The sequence below is a fragment of the Gilliamella intestini genome (assembly GCF_900094935.1).
GTDB classification, from domain to species: domain Bacteria; phylum Pseudomonadota; class Gammaproteobacteria; order Enterobacterales; family Orbaceae; genus Gilliamella; species Gilliamella intestini.
On sequence record NZ_FMBA01000042.1, the window covers coordinates 1 to 18,471 of the forward strand.

The 18,471-nt window shown below is 36.3% G+C and carries 7 protein-coding genes and 1 tRNA gene; 4 read left to right on the forward strand and 4 right to left on the reverse strand.

Annotation, left to right across the window (positions count from 1 at the left end; genetic code table 11):
* Positions 1 to 159: 159 nt before the first annotated feature.
* The 3 genes from GA0061080_RS09510 to loiP form a co-directional block, all read right to left on the reverse strand.
* Positions 160 to 9,840, reverse strand: coding sequence for an SdrD B-like domain-containing protein (locus GA0061080_RS09510; protein ID WP_091124707.1), 9,681 nt, complete (start codon positions 9,838 to 9,840; stop codon positions 160 to 162).
* On the reverse strand, positions 9,840 to 13,397 hold the full coding sequence (locus GA0061080_RS09515) for a hypothetical protein (RefSeq protein ID WP_091124711.1): 3,558 nt from the start codon (positions 13,395 to 13,397) through the stop codon (positions 9,840 to 9,842). Before GA0061080_RS09515 ends, GA0061080_RS09510 begins: the two co-directional genes overlap by 1 nt.
* A gap of 663 nt (positions 13,398 to 14,060) precedes the next feature.
* Complete coding sequence (gene loiP / locus GA0061080_RS09520) at positions 14,061 to 14,819, reverse strand: metalloprotease LoiP (protein WP_091124714.1); 759 nt, start codon at positions 14,817 to 14,819, stop codon at positions 14,061 to 14,063.
* 152 nt (positions 14,820 to 14,971) lie between these two features.
* Here loiP and queA point away from each other — a divergent pair, with 152 nt between their 5' ends.
* Complete coding sequence (gene queA, locus GA0061080_RS09525; protein WP_091124717.1) at positions 14,972 to 16,012, forward strand: tRNA preQ1(34) S-adenosylmethionine ribosyltransferase-isomerase QueA; 1,041 nt, start codon at positions 14,972 to 14,974, stop codon at positions 16,010 to 16,012.
* Between the two features lie 80 nt (positions 16,013 to 16,092).
* Here the strand turns inward: queA and GA0061080_RS09530 are convergent, their stop codons facing one another.
* Complete coding sequence (locus tag GA0061080_RS09530) at positions 16,093 to 16,764, reverse strand: M48 family metalloprotease (protein WP_141683131.1); 672 nt, start codon at positions 16,762 to 16,764, stop codon at positions 16,093 to 16,095.
* 138 nt (positions 16,765 to 16,902) lie between these two features.
* Between GA0061080_RS09530 and tgt the strand changes: the two genes are divergently transcribed.
* The 3 genes from tgt to GA0061080_RS09545 form a co-directional block, all read left to right on the forward strand.
* On the forward strand, positions 16,903 to 18,039 hold the full coding sequence (gene tgt / locus GA0061080_RS09535; RefSeq protein WP_091124725.1) for a tRNA guanosine(34) transglycosylase Tgt: 1,137 nt from the start codon (positions 16,903 to 16,905) through the stop codon (positions 18,037 to 18,039).
* A 73-nt stretch (positions 18,040 to 18,112) separates the two neighbouring features.
* Positions 18,113 to 18,189, forward strand: a tRNA-Pro gene (locus GA0061080_RS09540).
* A 154-nt stretch (positions 18,190 to 18,343) separates the two neighbouring features.
* The coding region (locus tag GA0061080_RS09545) for a transposase (RefSeq protein WP_141683132.1) at positions 18,344 to 18,471 on the forward strand (128 nt) is incomplete at its 3' end.

Consider the following 18,471-nt stretch of genomic DNA (forward strand, 5'->3'; position numbering starts at 1 on the left):
TTTTTTAGCATAGAAGAATTCCTCTTATAATGGACTCCTCTCTATTAGATCAAAGAACTCGCCAAAAAGCGAGTTCTTTGTCATCAATCTGACCCCGATAAACGGGGTAATATTTTAATGACAGACATCCTTGTCTGTTATTTTATTTAGGTTAAATAATTATGGCTGAACTTCTATCACACCAAAGTCGACTTTACTTGGTAAGCCTGGTGATACCCTTACTACTTTAGGATTACGTCCACTAACACGGTATTCCTTCGGTAAACTTCTTGGGTCAAGTTTGATAACAAAGTTACCGCCACGCTCCCAACGACCGCCTGATACGCCCACTAAATGGTAACGACCATGTGCATCAGTTGTGATAATTTCTCCGCGCACCGTGATTAATTTCACGCCACCGAGTCCTTCTTCACCTTCGTCTTGCACACCATTACCATTTTTGTCCACAAACACTTTACCAAAAATTAAAGCATTATCAAATAATGGGTCTGACGTCACGGTCACTGTTGCTTGTGCTATATTTGACACCACCTTACCAGTTAAGGAATTTAATGCCATAGCTGTGTTTGTATACTCTCCTTGAGTAACACCTGAACCCACAACTAACATATAGCTAATGACCATTTCACCATTACCCGATAAACTTACCTTTTCATATGTCACCGTTCTGCCATCTTTCGGATCCAACACTTTCTTACCGTTAACTCGTGATGAACCCTTAACGAATTTAAAGCCCGCCGGTAAAATATCTTTAATTTTGATATTTGCTGTTTGTGCTTTATTGTTAATGACTTTAAGGGTATACGGCACAATGTCACCCACCACCACATTGTCTTTTAATGCTGTTTTGATGATAGTGATATCCGCATCCGCTGCACGGTAACCCAACGCCATATCATTTACCTCAGCACTCGCAAAAGTAATCGACATGTCTTTTAATGCTACTGGTATCGTATGCGCACCACCCATACCGTTATACGTCACTGATGACGGTGGGGCAGATATATCTATTTGATCATGCTCAATGGCATTACCTTTGATATCAGTATATTTTTCAAAGAAAGGCACTTTTTCATACAATGGACTGTTGCTATTTGAACTAACAACCCCATCATTGTATTCACCGTAAAGAACCCGAATATTATGGGTGATGCTGTTACCATCATGACTTCCTACCGCTAAGTTACGGAAGCTGAACTTACCTTTATTATCCGTTGTTGATAACATTGGTTTGCCTGTTTTATCCATAACATGTTTTTTATTACTGTCTAGCAGGTAGACATTTACCCCTGATAATCCTGGGTGATTAGCTAGCCCCGTCAAACCAATGCCGGCACTGTCTTGAACTAACTTACCTTCGATAATACCTCCATTGATATAACCAAAGTTTTGGTCAGTTAAATTACCTACCACATCCACGATTGCCATATCCACGGTTTGTGGTGTTTTTAACGAGCCATTAGCATCATGGTGGGCATCATCAGGGTCAAAACTTGCCATTAGGGTAGTCGGTATGCCACTGACAACAATATTCCACTTACCTGGGATAATATTGGCAATTTCATAGCTAACTTCACCAACCTTAATTGTACGAATAACTTGAATATCAGGATTCGCTTCATTGGTTAACGTTACAGTCACTACCTCATTAATACTAGAGTCTGTTTCTGCAGTGTAAATGCCATCATCATCTTTATCTAAGTAAATCTTACCGCTGATACTAGCATTACCTTTCCATGCAAAACTTACCCCTTCAACTTTATCCGTTGGCTCAGCAAATTGATACGTCTCACTCATCTCACTATCAGTTTGATTCGTTGAAGGAGTAATTGTCGTATCAACTAACATAAAGCTACTGATATAACTGTTACTTGGGCTTTTCACTTTAACCTGATAATCAATGCCATGTGACAAGTTTTCAAATTGGTATTGGCCTAATCCAGCTACATCGCTACCACTGGTTTTTACCTCAGTAGAGTTCACTAAATGTTCATCAACATAAAGCTCAACAGCATAGTTATCATAGACGGTATCAATACCAATATCCTGAGGAGCAATGACTTGACCATCATCAGGATCGACATCAATGACAACCTGACCACTTATGCTCGCCTGACCTTTCACACCAAAATCTGCTTTCGCTTTTGCTGTTGCGCTAAGTTCAATCTCAACGCCACTAGCTACCAACGTGTTAGTACTACCTTGGGTTTCACCTACATAACTAAAATCATAGCCTGTCGGCGGGTCAATACTCACCTGCCATTTACCGGGAGCCATATGTTCAATTTGATAATGACCATTTGCATCACTAACTGCTGTCAATACAATGGCATTGTTACTCACATTTTTTACACTTACCTTTACATTGTCTAAGGTACCAAAGTAATCTGCGTGAACACCTTTACCAGCATAATCACGATAAATTGTTCCTACTAAACTACCTTGACCTTTATAGCCATAGTCAACATTCGTAACTTGTGCCGTTACGCTAGCAACGTCAACAGTAGTACGCTTATTCGCAGGGCTGTCAGGGCTGAAGCTGATTTCATAACCTTGTAATTCGTTTACATTATCATCAACTTCTACTTCATATTTATCATAGGCCGTTAATCCATCAAAATGGTATTGACCATTTGCATTAGTTTTAACCTCTACTTGTCCTGAGCCTGTTGCACCTGCCATTTTTAAACGAACTGGAATATTGGCTATTGGTTGATCAAGATCCATCACCGAATTTCCGTCCGCTGTATCCATATCAATTACAACACGACCACTGATTTGTGCACTCCCTTTCGCACCGAAGTCTATGCTATAACCAGCACCTCTTCTTACCAATGCTTCAGACGTTACTTCAACAATGACTTCACCTGCACCATTATTAGTTATTGGGTTTTGAGAAACAAAGTCAACGTAGCTGTATTGCCAGCCTGACGGGTATTTCGTCACGCTAATTTTCCATTTACCTTGCACTAAAGTATCAAAACTATACTTACCAGTACTGTCAGTTTTTGCCGTATATTTAATATCACTATTTGCTACACTGACTGCCGTAATTTCTACATCTGACAATAACGGATAGTTTGTCGCATCATGTATACCATTACCTAAAATATCCTGATAAACATGGCCACTAATACCTAAGTTGCCTTGATAACCAAAATTTTGTTCAGTTAAGTCAGTTTTATCACTACTCACTTTTAGCGTCTCAATTTCGCTTTTACCATTTGGACTAAAGCTCAATTGATAACCATTTAACTTACGCAACGGGTCTGTCACTTTTAGTGTATAGTCATGTTGCGATAAATTAGCAATATGAAATTCACCTTGGCTATTGGTCGATACACTTAAGTAACTTTGAGTTTTATCATCGGCATTACCCAATACTACAGTTAAACCTTCAACACCTGTATCTGCAGCAGAAAGATCACCACTGGTGTCATTGTCATAAACAATCTTACCACTAATGCTACTTTGTCCTTTCATGCCTAAATCCAGTTCAATAGTAGTTGCCGTACTTACCTCTACGTTATAGCTAATACCATCGGCACTTTCTTTATTTGGCGACACCGCTTTTTCAACAAAATAACTGTATATTAAATCAACTCTTGTTGGATGTGATACCGATACAAACCACTCACCATTAATGATGTTAGGTAACGTGAATTGACCATCGTTGTTTGTTTTTTCAACACGAGTCAATTTTTTACCATCGACAATTGCTTCTGCTTTTACTTCCGCACCAGCCAATACTGGATTAAAGTCTTGATGACCTTTATCTGCACCAATACCGACAACATCTAGGTATACAATACCAGATATCGTACGATTGATTGAATAACCAAACGCTTGTTCTTCAGCTACAGTATCTTTTGAGAAGCTATCGTCTTTCGGACCATTTACCTTAAATACTACAGTATTACTTGCCATATCTGGCGTTGTTTTATTCGGGCTAAAGACCAGTTTATAACCTTTATTAGTAATATCACTGTCATCTAGTACCAACTCATAATCATGTTTACTTAACCCAGTTACTTCAAAATAACCACTTGTTTTGTCAATCGTTATTTCTCTATCGGTAAATCCGGATGCTTGAGTAGCTGAAGTTAACGTCAATTTTGGTGTTAATTCACCTAACCCCATATCATCTGTGCTATATTTACCATTATTATCGGTATCAAGCACCACATAACCTTTGATAACAGAACTTCCACTGTAACCAATTTCTATCCCATTGACATTAGGTTGTTTGTCTGAAAGAGTAACGGTTAATGATAAGTCCTTGGCAACCGTAGTTGTATTAATTCCACCATTATTGGTATAGCTTAATTGATAACCACTCCAATCATTCACATCTTGTGAACTATCTGCGGTAATGACCCAATCACCTAAAGGCAAATTATCCACACTAAAGTTACCGTCATTATCGGTGGTCACTTTTTTAACAATAGTGTTGTCATTTTTATTGGTCAAAATAAGCTTAACACCAACTAAATTTGCATCAACAGCATTTTTATTTTGGCTATTGTCCACATCAATACTAATATGACCATTAATCTCACCGATATATTTATACGCTGTGCTATTTTTTAACTCATTATCTTGCAATGATGAATAGGTATAGACATCACTGTTACCGGTGATTTCTTTATCAGGTATCAATGCCGTACCTGTTGGGGTGCTAACCACAACCTGATAGTTACCATTTTTCGGTAATTTATTAAATAGATATTCACCTGTATTTGAGGTCTGAGTTTGAGACAGAGTAATATATTCCTTTGCATCGGCTGGTTTATATTTTAAAGTTACATTTATGTCGTTAATACCTTCATCACTATCTTCAACTTTATCTCCATTAATATCTATCCAGACATGACCTCCAATTTGTTGTTTACCTACTACCAGATAGTGGTTATCCGATGAACCTTCTTGCGGTAATTTTGCAACCGGAATAATAATATCTTTTGCATTTGTGCCAGCTTTACTTAACTTAAAGTCATAGTCAGGCAAGGTATCCATTTTCAACACAACAGAGTAGTCTGCTGTATCGCCAAACATCAGATTAGCAAATTGGTATGCGCCATCAACGGTTTCTTTTGACAGCAATAACTCACCTTTGCCATCTAATCCTTTACGTAACTCAATAGTTGCCTTTATTTTACTATCAAGCAAGTGAGCATAGGAATTTAAGTTATTTAAATCCTTTAAATTATTACTATCGTTAAAATCAACATAAATATTACCCGAAATACCATTTACACTAGCTTCCTTATAATAGAAGTTATTTTCATGTTCACCCTTATTAGTTAATTGGATGTTCGATAGCGTATCTAATGGTTGAGCAGTACCTTTACTGTTTCTGATCAGCGAATAACCGTCCGGTGAAGTAACCACATTAATACTATACTTACCATTCATCAGGTTATAAAAATGGTATTTTCCTTCACTGTTGGTTTTTTGACGGGCAACCATATTTCCATTTGCGTCAATTAATCCAATAAGAATATCAGCGATAGGTTTTTCCGAATTAATATCATCGACTACAGCTTTACCAGAAATACCACTGTCTTTTGCTTCCGAACTATTAATCCCCGCTGACGGGTTAGGGTTTGTATTACCCGCTAATAAAAAGTATTGATTTTGCTCTGTTCTCCCCACATCGGCAAACATAATTGGTGCCAAACTGGTGTTACTATTGTCATTGGCGTTAGAGATAACCCCATAACCTTCTGGCAATACCACTTCCACAATATAGGTGGTATTTAAATCAATACCGCTAAAGCTATAATACCCCTTATCATTGGTTTCAACATGACGGTAAGGTTCAGTATTTGTGTCAATCGCATTTTTATATAAGTTAACCCTGACACCGGATACCGCCATATCACCAGTTTTATCAAAATTAATATTTAAACGACCATTATTGTTAATATCAACCACAACTTTACCAGTAATGGCAGCATCACCATTCTTCTTATAGATAAAGTCTAAATCACCACCCGAAACAGACGGCGTTGTTGGGGAAATTTTGATACCGTCGGCAGAATTAGATGAGCTCCTCAATTCATAGCGGCTCTTATCTAAACCTGTATCAGTGACTTTAACGGTATAGGTGTCATCAAATAGGTTTTCAAATTTATATTTACCGTGTTCATCAGTTGTTGTGTAGCTATAAAATTCACCTTTTCGATATAGTTCAACTCTCACACCTGAAATTGGCACATCATTTTTATCGGCTTCAAAAACACTGTTATCATCAATGTCATAATAAAGTTGACCACTGATTTTAGTATTATTTTTTAGTTTCAATAACCAATATTGATTAGGTGCACCTGAATTATTAGGCGTAACTTGCATATATTCCAGATTATTTTTTATATTATCTGGTAAATAGCTTTCTTTAGGCTGACTACTATTAGCAACTAGTTCAAATTGATTGGTATCAAGACCTTTTAATTGTAATAACATATTTGTCAAATATATGTTACCCCTAGTTGAATTTGCTTTAGTGTAAGCAAAACCTCCGTTTTTTTGCACCTCATTATCAATAAAATCAGGTTTTGACAAAATTGAATCAACACTACCAGTAAAGTAACCTGGATAGATCCGTGGTGTAAAAATCCCTTCTACACTCAAAACACCTTTATTATAATTCGTTAATTCATCTTCGGTCAGTATAACTGCCTCACTAATTTTTCCAGATCCAGTAACATCTAAGTAAATTTTACCAGATACACCTTCAGATACAGTTGAAGCTGCTAGAGTTGCCTGCATCAAATATTGCGTGTTACTCAGACCATTAGCAAGTGTTCCATCCGCTAATACTTCAAAGTCTAACGTACCTTCAGGGGTTTCAGGATCCATATCTGCAATATCGATATACGTCCCACCTGTGTTGTGAATTATACGGTATTTTCCTTGTGGTAGATTTCTTAGTAAAACCGAATCAAAAAAGTTTCCAAGACCTTTTTTCCACTCTTGATAAGTACTGCCATCCCAGAAATAGAATACAGATTTGCCTCTTCCATTCTCAAGCGTAGATACTCCTTTCAATTTCCTATCACCATCTAAATCGTTGGCAGGATACACATTAACATCAGCAACACCTTGCATTAAAAAGCGTTTAATTATTGGTGGTCCAAGCTTATCAAATTTCACAGTATAAGTTGATGCAAGCTCTTCACTACTATTGATTACAGGAGTGGTTCCTGAACGTACAGCTTTAATCATGTAATTTACGCCAGTATGAATACCATCACTGCCAGTAAATTTAAATTCGCCACTTTTATCTGTAATTTGATGAGCAATATAATTTTTACCACCAACGATACAATCGCCTTCATTACCATCACGACAAAGTAAAACTGTTGCATCGAAAAGGCCGAAATCATGTGGTACATTGAGCTTATTCTTACCGTCTTCATCATTTGTGTCTAAGTGAACACTACCACGAATAATATAATCTTGTTCTTTCAGCTTATACCAAAAGTTAGTATTAGTATTATAAACCTTGCCACCGCTGATATTTAAATCAATAACTGATTGGTTTTTCTGTACTCCTGTATCTTGATCATTGTTTTCAAGTTCAACATCATTTGAACCAACATTACTTTGACCACCAAAAAGTGTTTTAGCATAAACTTTATATTCACCATCAGGTAAGTTAGTAAAATTATAAAAACCGTTACTATCTGTACCAAAATCCGTCATTAAATTGTAATTGCCATTAGGCAGTTTGCGATATAACGAAACTCGAGCAGCGCTAATAGGAATATCAACATTAGGATCATAATTGCCTGTAGTACCAGGATGACTATTGTTGAGGTAAATATAACCTGAAATAGTATTTGGTTTTTCAGGTTTAAAAACCATATTACTATCTATTGATTTACTTGGTAATATTTTTAATACATAGTCAGTAGTTGAGCGTTCAATTATCAATCCATCATTAATTTCATCTATTTTATAAACGTATATACCTGCACGCTCTACCGGTACTCTTAATTCTCCTATTAAACCATAGTAACCAGGACTATAGTAAATTCCAACTAATGGTTTTCCTTTTGAATCAAGAACTGGAGTAACGCCATCTTCCTCATAAAAAGACACTTTCATGTAAGTCGTGGCTGTTGTTGTATTAATACCATTAAGATTCCCACCCCAAGTTGATCTATTATTAGCGGTAGCCATATTACTTACTACCTTAAGCATACCTAAATCAGAACGTACCTGAGAATACCAAAAGTTTTGATTAGACTTTATTCCTTGTCCTAAACTAGGTATTGTAATTTCTCTTGGTCCAATATTATCTTGTTTACCATTACTTAAAGTTACTCTACCTTTATGACGGCTTTTTGATTCAGGTGAAGTACTAGACGATTTACCATCAGTATCATTGACAAAAGCATATTTATTTAAATCTATTCCTGATTCTTTAAGAACAACTTTATAGTCTTTTCCACTAGCCAAGCCACGGAATTGATATAATCCATTTTTTTTATTCGATTTTTGAGTTGCTATCTTTTTCCATGTCATTCCATCATGTTGGTAAAGTTCTACTGGAGTTTCAAAGTAAATACTGTTTGCCATAGGTAAAGTATTAAAACTTGCACCAGAGTCGGGACCCATTGGCATATGTTGTTCTGATAGAACAAATACATAACCTGATATACTAGGCAACTTAGTATCATTTGGGTCTATTTGTAGTAAAAAGTCTGGACCGCTAGTCAAAGCTGTTGAATTCGATATTGTAACTTTTGCTTCCATTTTCCCTACTGGGATATAAGGTGCAGCAACATTGGTCACTTTAATATCGTAGCTTTCTACAGCTAAATTTTCAAAATGATATTTACCATTTTCCTTTGTGGTAATGGTTTTTGTGCCCAATACTTTGGTTGTCGTGCCCGGATAATAAAGCTCAACATTCATCCCTATTGCACCCGTATCAACATCGGCACCATAGATACCATTATTATCCTGATCGATTGCAACTATACCATCAATACCCCATTCATTACGCTCTTTAATATTGAAGGTACCTGCTTTATTGGCGCCGTCCATATTGAATGTCATGCTCTCTACATAATCATGCGTATTATCCGGTAATGTAGCATCCCATAATGCATATTTTTTTGCATTACTTGTATCTTCTATAAAAGAATTTACATTGATTACAGCGATATACGAAATTTCTTTTAACGTATTTTTGATCTCTATCACACCGCTATCTTTAGATGCCATTTCCAATTCACCAGCTACCGCTGAATTAATGAATTTAACTGGAATATTTTTTGCGCCCATTCCTTTATCATCTTTTATCGATAACTGAATGTCGCCACCCTTACCTTTTAAAAATAGATTTTTCGATTCACCGGTGTCTGCTATGAGTGTGACTGAATCTTCTACAACCTCATCTTTGTCTGTTTTTGCGACAATCTTATAAGAGGTTAAAGCTGGTGCTTCTAATACGTATTTTCCTTTGCTATCTGTGTCAGCATTAGAAACTAAATTTCCTTTATCATCATATAATTCAACCTTCAAACCAATTAATGGCATCTCGGTTTTTGTTGCCGTGTTATCATAGTCCAAATAGACCGTACCGGATACCGGAAACGCGTTTGCCGCCGATATCGTCATCAATGATATAAAGGCTGAAGCCAAGAATCCTTTTGCACATTTGAACATTGGCTTTTGTCCATAGTCACCTGTTTTCCTGCTACTTTTCGCTTTCAATTTCACTGTTGCATTATGCTCAGTTCGCATTATCTCATCTCCTGATATGCGTAATTTCCTTTCAACTTGCATTTTAACTTTTTCAATTTCTACACTTTGCCAACTGTCCATTAGAAACTCCCTACTACATTGACAAACCAACCGTGTGAACGATAGTTCAGGTGCGTTAAATTGTCGTTATAATCTGTAAAGTTATAACCTACTCCCATTTTAATATTATCACCAATATTGCGATAAATACTGGTAACAAAACCATCTTTATGGTCATTCGCTAAATCAGTACGTAACGTACGACCTTCTACCTGATACTCCCAATCGCCTGTCTTATAATTTATACGCAGTGCATACAAACTAGCTCCTGATGAGTACCAATTACTTTCATTTTTATAACGTAAATGACCTTGCCTATGGGCTGCTTTAAACGCCGTTTCCCAATTTGCATTCCATTCATAAACACCTTCTAAAGACCATACCCAACTCTTTTGGTCATATAAACTTGAGGTATATCGTTTACCACTTGACGAGGTCGAATTCGCTATTAGCTGATCATCCGGATCTAACCCATAAACATAGGTTAACTTACCAAATAAATTCAGATTGTTTATTAATTTTGGACGATATGCAAAACCAATCATTGATTCGGTATAGTTGCTTACCACATCATTCGAATTATCTTTATTACCAAAAGTTTTGGCAAAATCAAACTGAGCCAACCAGCTTAGGTTTTCACTGACAATGGTTTTTGCCCGATTGGTGGTCACCCATTGTCTTATTCGGTCATCTCCTTGATCAATCCGATATTCCAGACGGTTACGAATTTGAAACCAATCATTTTTATAGCCGTAACCAGCCGCATAAATATCACGACGGGTTTCATCATGACCCGATAAACTGGTGCGGTCACGATTACGGTTGTTTACACGCCCCACGGAGTAAGAGCCTTCAATAAATTGCGCTTCGGTAGGTTTATAACTGACACCATACACATCAGAAGTGGTATGATCGATTTTGCTAGTTTTAAATTGACGCTCAGAATAGAGCTCCATCTCACTGGTCGCTTTGGTGCGCCCCCCCACTACCGTGGTAATACCTCGTCCGGAAGTAGAATCCACATCATTTAAAAGTTTTGTGTACAAATTAGTCTGCTCATTGACATCCCAACCCGCCTGAAGCCCCCCACCAGCTCCCCGATTGGATGCAAAAATTTCTGCACCAACATTAATACTATCGGTAATTTGTGAGTTATAACCAATCGTGGTACGGTTATCATCTGCCACATCACCCGATTTGTCCATGGTTAATTGCTGAATAATATACCCTTTATCCCGACCACCAAAAAAACTGCGCTCCAATTTAGCGGCAATTAATGCTTCATGTGTGCTCTTTTCACCATAATTATGTTCATTACGGTGTAGTAACTCAAATGCGGCTTTATACTCATCACCTAAGGTTGTGTAATACTGCGCACGAGTAATTTTTTCAATATAGTTAGCCAGATCATTTTCCTGACTGTAACCCACAAGTACACCTTGTTTGTCTTGCTCAAAATCATAACGCAGTTCACCGCCCCACTCTTCTAAATCACTGCTGCGCGCTTTAGCAAAAGTTGAAAAACCTTCCTGCTGTTTTGAGTAGTAACCTTTAAAGGTCAATGGAATATCTTGATCAGTAAAATCATTGAAATCAATTTTTTGCTCAAATTTCCACGCAGCACCTCGTGTATCACCTGACATTACCGTTTGATTGAATGACAATCCTCCATTGCTTGAAACAAAAATATCACTTAATCCCGCTTTGGCTTTAGCGTATTCCATTTGAGTATGGGTACCTTGAGTTGGGCGAAGAATTAAATCAATTCCTTTCAATTCATAATTATCACCACTTGACTGGTCTTCATTAATATAGGTCCCGCCAATACGAATATGGTCATTGAGCCAATTATAAGCTCGTCCACCAAACACTTTTTGACCGTCTAAATCAAAACCATCGGCATAATATTCATATTCAGCGATAATCCACACAGGATCGCCACCGACTAAGTTACCACCGCCTTCAATAATTGAACTGCCTACGCCACCATTACTGGTCATTGGCAACGCTTTGGTTAACATCACCCGTCCCTGAAACTGATTAACTTCATAATCCACACCTTCAGTTAACGTGCTAGTACTAATGACTCGACCAGTGTTACGGTCACGCACTTCAATCGACAGCTTTAAACTGCCTTCAGTAATACGTTGATGTTTTAGAAAGTATAAACTTCCTCCCGTTGAGGCCAGTTCATTATGGCTACCTCGTGTCTCTCCATTAGATAAAAACACCGTTGCTAACGTGCGCGTATCCCCATACTGCGTGGTTTCCTCGCTTTCATGGTATAACTTCGCTCCGTATAAACTGCGGTTAAAATTAGCAAACTCATTACCTGTAATTTGAGTGTTGTAATTCCCCCATAAACCGTAACTTTTGCCTTTTTCTAATTTGATATAAAACTTACCTTCTGTATCAACATCACTTTCTGTAGTCGAATCATCACCATAAATCGGATAGTAAGATTGTGGATCAAGCTCTCGCACAAAACGACTCGGGTCTTTTTCACCTAAATGACCAAACGCATTTTTCAATTTGGTTTCAGTAGTATCTAAATGGGCCGTTAAACGGTAATCACCTTTATTTGCCTTCAAATAGAACGCAACTCGACCGTCCCAACTACCTTTACCACTATAATGATGACTGTCAGCCTCTTCTAATATGGCTTTACCTTCACCTGTCACATTATTTTGTGCATAAGTGATATCTACAATACCTACGTAAAAAATATCGTCTTCTTGTTCAACAACCAATGTCTCATTTTGGGATTGAAGTTGACCATTTTCATCTTGCCAACTTAAATTAAATTGATATTCGCCCGGAGATAAAATCATCTCACGCATGGCACGGCCATGATTATCCACCACCAATCGCTGACCATTTAACGTGACTTCTTTCTTATCGCTCAACCCGCTCATTTGTATCACAACTTTACGATCTTGAGCATCTGTAACAATACCTTGATGATCGATTCGACTTTGCCCAAAACCAGGAATAGTACTGCCTGATTTTAGCTGACCATAAAATAACGTATCGTTATTAACCAAATCAGCTTCGATGTTTGATTTAGTATAAGAAATAAAATCGCTTTCTTGGGTCACACCATAACCGAGAGTACGAAACATCACCGCATAAACATTATCTTTTAACCCAGTATCACCGTTCGTGGTTAAAATAGCTTTATACTCAGTATCAATCGATAACGGCACACCATTATCCGTATCCCCATTCCATAACACCGCTTCATAAGGGCTAATATCGCTAAAGCGCAATATCTTTAAGGGATGTTGATTATCCAAATCCGATTGTCGGTAAATTGTGATTTGATACTGAGCTATTTTGGTTGGATAGTTGGTGTAAACATAAAACCCCATTGGCGTGGTAAATAACCCATCGGAGGTTAACTTCATTTTTGGATTATAAATACTGAGATTAAGTTTCTCTTCTGTATTAAACTCATCTCGAATAATATTTAGTTTAGGTACATGGTTTGTGTCAGCATAAATAGTATTTGAACTAAATAAAAAAGCAGCACTTACACCTAGGCAAGGCAAATGCCGAGTCCAGTTGTATTTTTTCATTATTTTTACTTCCTTTTTCTTAATGTCAATTGTTTGTTTTTTAATTAACTATAAACCACTGTCAGTAACGATAACAGTTTATTTATTAGTTAATACAACAATTTCCATTAATGTATCCGTAATTTATATAATAACATTTCATCGTTATAAACAATGAATTCATAATGTTACAATTTATAGTAGCTATCAAAGACCGTTTAGTTAGTATTGGTTTTAAATATAGAGTTAATACCAACAAAGATGATTGATGCCCGAACAATTAATTTAAAGATAATTACAAAATAAAAATTATTTACGATTAATTATCAAAAAATTTTCGTCGCAATAATACCTTTATCATTACAAATATTCAATAATTATTTGTTGAAATTCCTCGTGTTATTTACAGTAATTTGAGAAACTACTGTAATTAATATACACAAAAAAACAAAATTAATGCCCAATCACAAACAAGCGATAAGGGCTGATATCATAAAGAAAAATAACTGTCACCAATTTGGCTAGACGCTTTATAGTCAGTAGCCTAACTATTGGTGTTCTCCTACACATTATGTATTTGGGGTTATTTGAATATTAATTTTTGAGGAATAATTTGATTTTAATAATTTAAAAATAAAAAAAGCGCCATAGTAGCGCTTTTCAACTTAGGCTGCTACGCAGCATTTATTTTTTTAAATCTGCTATTTTTTTACGGATGTTTTTAGCGCGATCTGATGAAGATGGGTGACTACTTAATATAGATGAATCACCACCACCTAATTTATCAAATGCTGATGCTAGACCTGCTGGATTAATTTTTCTTTTAACTAAGTAATCGAAAGAATAATTATCTGCATCTTGCTCTTGTTTTTGTGAAAACTGAGAATTAATTACTGCTGATGCTAAAGCCCCTAATTTAGATTTAGATAGAGAAGCTATTGTTGCATTACCTGACGCTGCAGCAGCATCACGTGCGATTTCAGTAGTATAAGCAACCTGCATTGCTTTTTTACTATGGCCTAAAGCAACATGACCTAATTCGTGACCTAAAACACCTTGAATTTCATTATCAGTCATCATGTCCATTAAACCACTATAAACACGAACACAACCATTAGCCATTGCCCATGCATTAACATCTTTTGTAATGTATACTTTATAGTTAATTGGTGTTCCGTTTAGATTATTACCAAGTTTTTTAGCGATTTTATTTAATCGTTTAGTATAAGCGCTTTTTGATGAAGCAACTTTTGATTGAGCATCCATCTCTGCACATGATTGTTTACTTAATTCTTTTACATCATTATCACTTAGAGTAGCAGCTTTCAAACCTTTCATGCCAAGACTAGTTAAGTCATCTGCGCTCATATTTTTACAACCAACGAGTGACATTGCAGCAACTAAAGGCAGTGCAACCAACAATGTTTTTTGATGTTTATTCATACTCTTTTCCTTATATTAATATAAATGTTAAACGCCTAATTTTTTTAGACAATCCAAATTTTAACGCAACTTTCATAATAATCAACAAATAATTACTTGATTAGACATTATCAGGGATTTAGACTAGTGCCTCATTTTTGAGGAACATGATTATGCAGCTATCCGACTTTGATTTTTATCTTCCAAAAGAGCTAATTGCCAAACATCCATCAGAAACCAGAAGTGCATGTAAACTTTTATCACTTAATAGTCAAACAGGTAAAATTGAAGATAATGTTTTTACTGATATTATCGATAAAATCAATCCGGGGGATTTACTTATCTTTAATAATACTAAAGTTATTCCTGCTCGCCTATATGGAAAAAAGGCTTCGGGTGGAAAAATTGAAGTATTAATTGAAAGGATATTAGATAATAACCAAGCCCTTGCGCATATTAAAGCATCCAAATCACCCAAAGCCGGTGCTAAACTAATATTAGGTGAAAATGACCCTATTAAGGTTACCATGCTAACACGTCACGATACTTTATTTGAATTGCAATTTCCAAATGATGTTCTTAGTATTTTAAATAAAATAGGTCATATTCCATTACCGCCATATATTGATCGTCCTGATAATGAACAAGATAGGGAAGTTTATCAAACAGTGTATAGTAAAGTACCAGGAGCCGTTGCTGCACCCACGGCAGGTCTTCATTTCGATAAACCTTTATTAGAAAAACTAAAACAAAAAGGGGTTGAAATGGCATTTGTTACTCTACACGTTGGAGCAGGAACATTCCAACCAGTTAGGGTTGAAAATATTGAAACGCATATCATGCACGCAGAATATGCTCAAGTGCCCGACTCGGTTGTGGAAGCTGTTTTAGCATGTAAAGCTCGAAACAATAAAGTTATCGCAGTAGGAACAACCTCTGTTAGAGCTTTAGAAAGTGCTGCTCAGAAAACAGGAAAAATAGCACCTTTTTTTGCCGACACTCAAATCTTTATTTACCCTGGCTATCAATTTAAGGTCATTGATTCACTTATAACCAATTTTCATTTACCTGAATCGACACTCATTATGCTTGTTTCAGCATTTGCAGGTTATAAAAATACCATGAATGCTTATCAACATGCAGTAAAAGAAAAGTATCGATTTTTTAGTTATGGTGATGCTATGTTTATTACATCAAAGAATGATAAATATTAAAAAATATCAAACAAATAGTCGAATTAAATTGAACTATGTTCAAACTTTATTGGCTATATTAAATCTATCTATATAAATCCTTATTTATTTCCTAATCTATCTAAAATACGAGCAATACGTTTTATCTTTGATGGATGTGATTTTGTTGTATTAGTTGTTGAATGGATTGGTATTTTTTTTAACATAGTTACAAGCCCTATTGGGTTTATATTTTTGCTCATTAATAACTGCAAGGCATAATAATCGGCCTCAAACTCATATTTTTGAGCGACCTCTTTTTTTACAAGAATAACGACATCTTTATTGGTTATCTCAACATAAGGGGCTAGTCTAAATGATTTTATAGCATGTTTAAGAGCAATATGTGCTTGTTCATGAGCTAAAACTGCCTGTAATTCGTTATCGTTAAGTAATTTAATCAATCCACTATTTATACGAATACAACCATTAACGGTTGACCATGCATTGGGGTCAGTATTTAAATAAACTTTGTAAGTTAATTCAATATTGTTAATCTTTTTGGGTAAAGTTTGAGCAAGCATCTGAAGTTTTTTATTAAGCCTACTGTTTTCGTTAGCAATAACAGATCGTTTATCTGCTTCAACACATACTTGCGTGCCAATAGCCTCAATATCTTGTTCAGATAGATGTTTAATTTGTTCTGATGTAATAATAAATGTCGTTTTTTTATTTTGGGATTGACAAGCAACCAATAAAAAACATGACATTAAAAAGAAAAAAATGCACTTCAAATGCCTTAATCTCCCTTCAAATATTGTCTATTGTACCTTTGCACGGTAAACTAGCGCCGCAAATTAGTAATACGATGACGTATTATAACAATAATTCGCGCCAAACTGTTTATTTGGTCGCAAGAGGTTAACTAAAAAATGAAATTTGAACTAGACAATACCGATGGGTTAGCGCGTCGGGGACGTATGAAATTTGATCGCCGTGGCGTTGAATATACTGTTGAAACCCCAGCATTTATGCCTGTTGGTACTTATGGCACGGTAAAAGGTATGACCCCAGAAGAGGTTGCTGCAACTGGTGCACAAATATTACTTGGTAACACATTCCATTTATGGTTAAGACCAGGACAAGAAATCATGCGAAAACATGGCGATTTGCATGATTTTATGCAATGGCATGGCCCAATTTTGACTGATTCAGGAGGTTTCCAAGTTTTTAGTTTGGGTGATATTCGTAAAATAAAAGAAGAGGGGGTTTATTTCCGTAATCCAATTAATGGTGATTCGATTTTCTTATCACCTGAAGTTTCAATGGAAATTCAGTATGACTTAGGTTCAGATATCGTAATGATTTTTGACGAATGTGCACCATTTCCTGCGGAATGGGATTATGTCAAAAAATCAATGGAAATGTCATTACGCTGGGCTAGACGCAGCCGAAATCGTTTCGATGAGTTAGGCAACAAAAATGCACTCTTTGGTATTGTGCAAGGCGGAATACATCAACAATTACGTGATATATCAATTAAAGGATTGACCGAAATTGGCTTTGATGGCTATGCTGTTGGAGGATTAGCTGTAGGTGAACCTAAAGCTGATATGCATCGAATTTTAGAAGGTACATGTCCACAATTACCTGCCGATAAGCCGCGTTACCTAATGGGAGTAGGTAAGCCTGAAGATTTAGTTGAAGGTGTACGCCGAGGGATTGATATGTTTGACTGTGTGATGCCAACACGTAATGCCCGTAATGGTCACTTATTTGTCACAAATGGTGTAATTAAAATTCGTAATGCAAAATATAAAGACGACACCACTCCACTTGATCCGCATTGTGATTGTTATACATGCAAAAATTACACAAAATCTTATCTTCATCATTTAGACAAATGCGGTGAGATTTTAGGTGCACGTTTAAACACCATTCATAATTTACGTTATTATCAACGTTTAATGGCAGAAATCCGTGAAGCTGTTGCCAATAAACGTTACGAAGATTTTGTTATTGAATTTTATCAACGAATTGGTAAAACACCTGCTCCGTTATCAAAATAAAATCATAACAGATATAATTTTTTATCATAGGTATTGACACTTTTTAGGAAGCGCAGTATTATGCGCTTCCTAACGGCGAGTAGCGCAGCTTGGTAGCGCAACTGGTTTGGGACCAGTGGGTCGGAGGTTCGAATCCTCTCTCGCCGACCAATTTTCAATAAAAAAGCCTGCTTAATTAAGTAGGTTTTTTTGTTATTCAATATAAAAAAATAAGAAACAATTGAGCATCTGTAACTACCCCCCTAAAATAGTACAGCAAAAAAAGTAGAAAATTCTCTATGATAAAAGTAAAGGGGATTTAATTATGAAAAAAATGACTGAACATCAAATCATCGCTATTTTAAAAGAAGCTGAAGCGGGTATTCCTGTCAAGGAACTCTGCCGTAAATATGGCATGGGGAATTCAACTTTCTATAAATGGCGGGAAAAATA

What these genes read in the sequence shown, in the direction of transcription:
- queA (WP_091124717.1), top strand. Translation starts at nt 14,972, where the DNA reads ATGCAGCTATCCGACTTTGATTTTTATCTTCCAAAAGAGCTAATTGCC.
- tgt (WP_091124725.1), top strand. Translation starts at nt 16,903, where the DNA reads ATGAAATTTGAACTAGACAATACCGATGGGTTAGCGCGTCGGGGACGT.
- loiP (WP_091124714.1), bottom strand. Translation starts at nt 14,819, where the DNA reads ATGAATAAACATCAAAAAACATTGTTGGTTGCACTGCCTTTAGTTGCT.
- GA0061080_RS09515 (WP_091124711.1), bottom strand. Translation starts at nt 13,397, where the DNA reads ATGAAAAAATACAACTGGACTCGGCATTTGCCTTGCCTAGGTGTAAGT.
- GA0061080_RS09510 (WP_091124707.1), bottom strand. Translation starts at nt 9,840, where the DNA reads ATGGACAGTTGGCAAAGTGTAGAAATTGAAAAAGTTAAAATGCAAGTT.